3 protein-coding genes and 1 pseudogene are annotated in these 6,191 nt (G+C 48.3%); all 4 read left to right on the plus strand.

From position 1 onward, the window contains the following. The coding region (locus ACN0YH_RS27945; RefSeq protein WP_417382899.1) for an HlyD family efflux transporter periplasmic adaptor subunit at positions 1-371 on the plus strand (371 nt) is incomplete at its 5' end. Positions 372-426: 55 nt separating this feature from the next. After that, the gene (locus ACN0YH_RS27950) at positions 427-891 is read left to right on the plus strand and encodes a GNAT family N-acetyltransferase (protein WP_417382900.1); all 465 of its coding nucleotides are present in this window, start codon (positions 427-429) and stop codon (positions 889-891) included. Positions 892-912: 21 nt separating this feature from the next. Then, positions 913-1,797, plus strand: a complete 885-nt coding sequence (locus ACN0YH_RS27955) for a hypothetical protein (RefSeq protein ID WP_417382901.1) — start codon at positions 913-915, stop codon at positions 1,795-1,797. Continuing rightward, positions 1,790-6,191 (plus strand): annotated as a pseudogene (locus ACN0YH_RS27960) (hypothetical protein); the annotation flags it as partial. The gene ACN0YH_RS27955 and the pseudogene ACN0YH_RS27960, both read left to right, overlap by 8 nt.

Genomic DNA, 6,191 nt, shown 5'->3' on the forward strand with positions numbered 1-6,191 from the left:
TGATGGTGGTTGTGCCCGATGATGTGGAGCTTGAAGTCGTTGCCAAGGTGCAAAACAAGGATGCCGGGTTTGTCCGCACCAACCAAGATGCGGTAATCAAAATCGACAGCTTCCCCTTCACCCGCTACGGCAAGATTGATGGGAAGATCAAAAGCATTTCCCGTGATGCCATTCAGGATGAAGATCTTGGTTTGGTTTATGAGGTTAGGGCGAGCCTGAATACGTCAGAAATCTTTGCCGATGGCCGGATGGTCAAACTCACACCGGGGATGACGGCATCTGTCGAAGTCAAAACCGGGAAGCGGCGGATTATCGAATTCCTGCTGTCGCCCGTGATGAAGTATGGCGATGAAGCGTTAAGGGAGCGCTGAGACGGAACGAAATGCCCCATGCAAATGTGAAGATAATAGAACTCAGGAAGTAAAGATGTCCGTAAAGATCCGTATGGCAACTACCGAACAGGATGTCGAAACCGCAATCGAGCTAGGCCGCGCCCTGCATGCCGAAAGCCAGTTTCGCGATATGCCCTATAACCCGGACAAGCTCCGTGCGTTGGGAACAAAGGTCCTATCTGGAAATCACGGATACCTTCTTATTCTGGCAGAGCGTGATGGCGTTGCGACTGGCTTCATATTGGCGAAGCTTGATCGTCACTTCTTTTCGGATGCCTTGGCGGTCAACATACTTGTTTTTTACGTTCATGCGACTGCGCGAGGGGGGGTAGGTGCAATCAAGTTGATGCATGGAGTGCGAAAGTGGGCGCAAAAGAACTCAGCATCAAAAATTTACGTGAACGCGACTTCCAGAATTCAAGTGAATAGAATCCATAAATTGATGACGAGAATTGGTTTTGAATTCTGTGGTGGAAATTATTCTTTCTCTGTTGCGTGATCGTATGGGTTTTGGATGATTATGAGATTCTTATTAGTTGCATTTCTGATCATTTTTCCTTTTTCAATTTCTTGGTCAAACGAGAATTATGTTTGGGAAAAAGGTAAGTACGCTTTTGATATTGATGTAGATGATAGTCGTGAATGCTTTTTTAGTGAAAAACGATTTGAAGGTTGTGATTTACTGCAAAGTATTTTCTTTGTTGAAGGTGATGGGGTGATCTATGGAGATCCAAGAGTAGATAATGGCGTAGTTTATGTTACTTTTAGAAGGGTGTCGGATAATACTGTTTTTTTAGAGTGGTCTGGTGAAAATAATATTCAAGTATTAAATGATGTCTATAAATATTTTTTATATGAAACAAATTCTTTGGAGATTATTAGCAGATTGTATGTTGAGAAGGGTGATAGAGAGATATTGACTTCATTTTTTAAAGAAAAGTGCGTTGAGCCGTTTGATGTTCAATTTAAGTTCCTGGAAAAAAACAAACCAATTGGGACAAAGTTTCACCTTTTACACGTGGACGACTTGGGGGAGGAATTTAAGGTTGAGGATGAGTGTGATGTTATGGAGGGTGCCAGTTCTATTAATGTCAAATCATCTTCTAGGATGGTTAAGTTCTACAGCATTCCAGATGGAACCGTGTTGTTAAAAGTAGAAGGTGAGAGAATTTTCTTGCGATTGGATAATAACCTAATAGTTCCAGACAATAGTCAGTGGAATGATGTTGGGTTTTATTGGTGGCCATATGAATTTGGTCTCAAAAAAAGAAGTGAATATATTTCATATGGAAAAGAGAGGGTTTTCGGTGATGGTGAGGTAGAGTTTGATGGAAATAAACTACGTTATGAGATTTTTGATTTATATATGACGAATTATATTAAAGGCATATTGCGAAATGAGTGACCTGAATTTCAGAGATTACGTCGTTAATGCTGTTAAAAGATTAGAAGACGAGACTGGTAGGCATACATATGAGTTAACAGCATCGAATGCAGACAGTGGATTTTCGATAGGATCACTTCAAGGTGATTTGGCTCACAACCCCGGTGCCTCAACCCTATTTCAAAAAATCGTAGATAATGCACCGTCAGGCTATTTTTCCGAAATTGAATTGAATTACTTAAATCGTGGGGCGAGAGAAAATGACAGTAAGCCGAAGCCTGTTAAAGATGTTGCGGCGGGGTTAATTTCGCAGGCAACGATTGATAGCATTGTTGCAAAGTCAAACGCTTTGCTGTCAAAGCCCGAGAACAAAGAAATTGTTGCCCAAATAGATGAGGAAGTTGCAGAGACACTTTTGTCGGAGACTCAAGCACTGTTGAGTGCTTCTGCTGATAAATGGGGTAGCGAAGGTGTGTTTAATCCAGCACACCCTGACTATCACGAAGCTGTCGCATATGCAGCGGGATGGATCAATCGTACAGGGGCTCCCACTTCCTTTAGCCGTTGGGTTCAAGGGGAACCAGTCTATGCAGCGTCGAGGCCCGCCGATGATCCATTGCAAATAGATGAAGCTCCAACACTAGAAGATGTGAAAGAGTACCTTTCGGCTCAGAAGCATTTTCAGCAGAACGAGAGCTTCTCCAATTGGTCTGGTCGAGTGGAGAGAGCAGACAGCAAGACTAAGCAATACCTTAATGGAGAGATCGACAGCATTTATGGTGTCGGGCTGGATTATGGAGTTTTCGGCGATTTCGTGTTCGGCGGCGTTGGTGACGATTTGCTTGCGGGCGGAACAATGGCTGATTTCTCAGCTCCGTTTTCTACAGATCTGCATTGGGAGAGCTTCGACTTAGAAGTTGTACAATATGAAGTGGTTCCATTTCGTACGTTGTCGGGAACAATAGTCGGCTACAGTGTTGTGGACGCAGTGCGTCTCAATTTCGCTCAACAATGGGTTGAGGCTGACGAAATCCTTCCGGAGGATCTTAGGTCAGTATTAGACGATGACCTTAAAATTGGACCGGACCTGTCAAGTGAAGATATTGACGGGCGTGTTTCGATTGGTGGGAAGAGCCTAGAAGAAGTGAAGCTTGAACGCTTCGAGGATGCATACAGTCAACTAAATGATTCTCTGCGCCAATCGATGGTTCGGCTAGACGGAACCTATACGACGCATGACGGTAAGGCACCGATCGGTGGCAGCAACTCCTATGGGGGTTATTATGACTCTCGTGGCAACTATGTTTCTTCAGATGGCACTATTGCTGCGCATGGCCCAAAAGAAGAATTCGATAAACTTTCTCCAGAGAGACAGGCCGAAGTCAGAGCAGCACAAGAGGCCCGGGGAGGCGCGCTATCTCAGATTGGTAATGCTATTGGCGGGTTGTTTGGCGGGATAGCTGACGCAATCGGCAGCCTTTTTGGTGGAAACGACGAGGATGAAAGCAGTGCTGGTAAGACCGCAGAGCAGAAAGCTGCGGAAGAAACACAAAGTGGTTCTGACAGCGACAACTCCGGTAAACCGATCATTCTGGATCTGAATGATGATGGTGATTTTTCATCCATTGATATGGATATGTCGACGGCGTTCTATGACATCAATGATGATGGCTATCGTGAGCGCATGGGCTGGATCGGGGGCGAGGACGGGTTCCTTGTCTATGACCGTGATCCGGAAGGCGAGATTTCCGATCGGCTTGAACTCAGCTTCGTAGATTATGTCGACGGGGCCGAGACCGATCTGGAAGGGCTTCGACATTTTGATGTCAATGGCGATGGCTGGCTGGATGCCGCCGACGAAGAAGAAGCAGCCGACGGCAGGAAATTCAGTAAATTCAAAGTATGGCAGGACCTTGATCAGGATGGTCAGAGTGAAGAGGGGGAGCTCAAGACGCTTGCTGAATGGGGCATCGAAGGCATTCAACTGGTTGATGAAATAAAGATCGAGCAGGTTGATGTCGGCAATATCATCCATTCAGGCATCAAGGTTCAGTGGACAGGGCAAACGCGTGAGGAAGCTGAGGGTGCAGGTTGGGATGTTACACTTCGGGGGAGCGCCGCTGGCTATAAAGAAGGTCGGAACCCGGATGGGACACAATCAATACAACTGAGCAATGGTAGTATTCAACTTCTTTCAAGCGTGACCAAAGCAGTTCACTTGGATGCGGCAATCTACAACGCAGTTTCTGTTCAAGGTTCTTCACTATCGGACACTTTGTTCACGTCGAGTTCTGAGGGAGCATTGCTTTCGGGGCTGGGGGGTGATGATTGGTTAATAGGTTCCTCGGGAAATGATTGGCTGATTGGTGGTGCCGGAGCGGATAGATTGATCGGCGGGGGAGGTGACGATCTTATTTTTGCGGATCGTGACGATACAGTAATCGACGGTGGCGATGGGACAGATGTTGTGGTTGTCGCTGATGACCGAGGTCTGGAATTGCAATTGCTATCGTCCTCCATCGAAGGTGCGATTGGCGCGGGTGGGCGCGAGATGTTTAACGCATCAGGCTTGACCAATTCGGTCATGCTAAATGGAAAAGCCGGGGACGACACCTTAATAGGTGGTATGGGTGATGACCTGATTTCAGGCGATGAGGGAAAAGATATCCTCAAAGGAGGAGCTGGTAACGACCAGATATTTGCTGATGCTGATGACCTCTTGTCAGAGCTGGATGGTGGAGAGGGCGACGACACGCTCTTTGTCTCAAAAGGTGAAGATTTTGTTTTGGACCTTGGTGTCGCAGGCATCGAGCTAGCCGTTGGTAACTCAGGAAATGATGTTTTTACCACTACAGGATCGTCAGCAATTCGGGTAGACGGTGGAACTGGTAATGACACCATCAACGGGGGCTCAGGTAACGATTTTCTGGCCGGTGGTTTTGGCGCTGATACTCTTGACGGGGGCGATGGAGGTGACTTTGTTTCCTATGGCGGTTCGACCTTTGGCGTGAAGGTCAATCTTGCTGATAACACAGCATCGGGCGGCGATGCCCAAGGCGATGTTATCAGCAACTTTGAGGGGATTATTGGGTCTTCTCTGCGCGATGAGCTTACAGGCGATAGCAACAATAACGTTATTTATGGCGGGGCGGGTTCCGATACGCTTGATGGTGGGGCAGGGTCGGATTATCTCGACGGTGAAACAGGTATCGATACGGTTAGTTACGCCGCGTCAAATGCCGGGGTTAATGTTGACCTTGCTGCGGAAACCGCAACGGGTGGTCATGCGGCGGGTGATACGCTTGTAAATATCGAAAACATTGCTGGCTCAGCCCATGCGGATACTTTGAAGGGGGATGACGGCACCAACCGCATTGAAGGTGGCAAGGGGGCAGATACCCTTGATGGTGGGGACGGTGAAGATACCATTTCCTACTTTGCCTCAAGTTCTGGTGTTTCTGTCGATCTTTCAACGGGCAATGCATCAGGTGGTGATGCCCAGGGCGATCAGATATCGAATTTCGAACATGTTCTTGGCTCTGCATATGATGACACTCTAGCCGGTGATGATGCAGAAAACATTCTGATTGGCCGTGATGGTTCGGACACCCTTTTCGGGCGACAAGGCGATGACGTCCTTGATGGTGGGGATGGCGATGACGTCCTTGATGGTGGGGATGGTGATGACCTTCTGATCGTTGGCGACGGCAAGGATACTGTCATTGGTGGAGACGGGCAGGATACGCTGTCTTATGCCAGTGCCAGCATGGGCGTGATTGCCGATTTGGGCAACAATGCCTTTGCCGATGGCGCGTTTGGCGATGTGGTTTCGGGTGTAGAAAACATCGTTGGTTCCGTCTTTGACGACACATTGCGCGGTGATGGCAATGACAACACCCTGATCGGTGGTGCAGGTGGCGATATTCTTGACGGCGGGGATGGAAATGACACGGCGTCCTATGCCGGGTCGGGGCTTGGTGTTGATGTCAGCCTGACGCGCGGCGGCGGTGTTGCCTATCACGAGCAGGTCGCGTTTGCCGCGAACCGGGTTGCGGGTGATGTGCGCCTGATTGCCGCAGACGGCAGCAGCGGCGATGCAAAGGCCGTATTCAAATCTGATAATTCTGCTGTTTATACCGATGTTGCCGGTGACGCAGGCTGGCAGGTGATGAGCTTCCAGCTTGGCCAGGCGATTGAGGGCGATGCATGGGCGATTTTGACGGAAGACGGGACAGGTGCGTCTGCTTCCTTGCCCAACGGTGTGCGGCATATCCGCTTTTACATCGGCGATGATGAAGATAAGCAGGTGCTTGAGATCATCAATGCCGATGGCAGCATTGCCGCGACCTATGCGCTTAATGGCAAGACAGATGGCGTGACAGAATTCAACCTTGCCTATAACCGCGATACCGGAC

It is taken from the genome of Gimesia sp. (assembly GCF_048262075.1).
Lineage (GTDB): Bacteria > Planctomycetota > Planctomycetia > Planctomycetales > Planctomycetaceae > Gimesia.

Excerpts from the sequence above, each read along its gene's own strand:
- ACN0YH_RS27955 (WP_417382901.1), top strand. The coding sequence starts at position 913 with ATGAGATTCTTATTAGTTGCATTTCTGATCATTTTTCCTTTTTCAATT.
- ACN0YH_RS27950 (WP_417382900.1), top strand. The coding sequence starts at position 427 with ATGTCCGTAAAGATCCGTATGGCAACTACCGAACAGGATGTCGAAACC.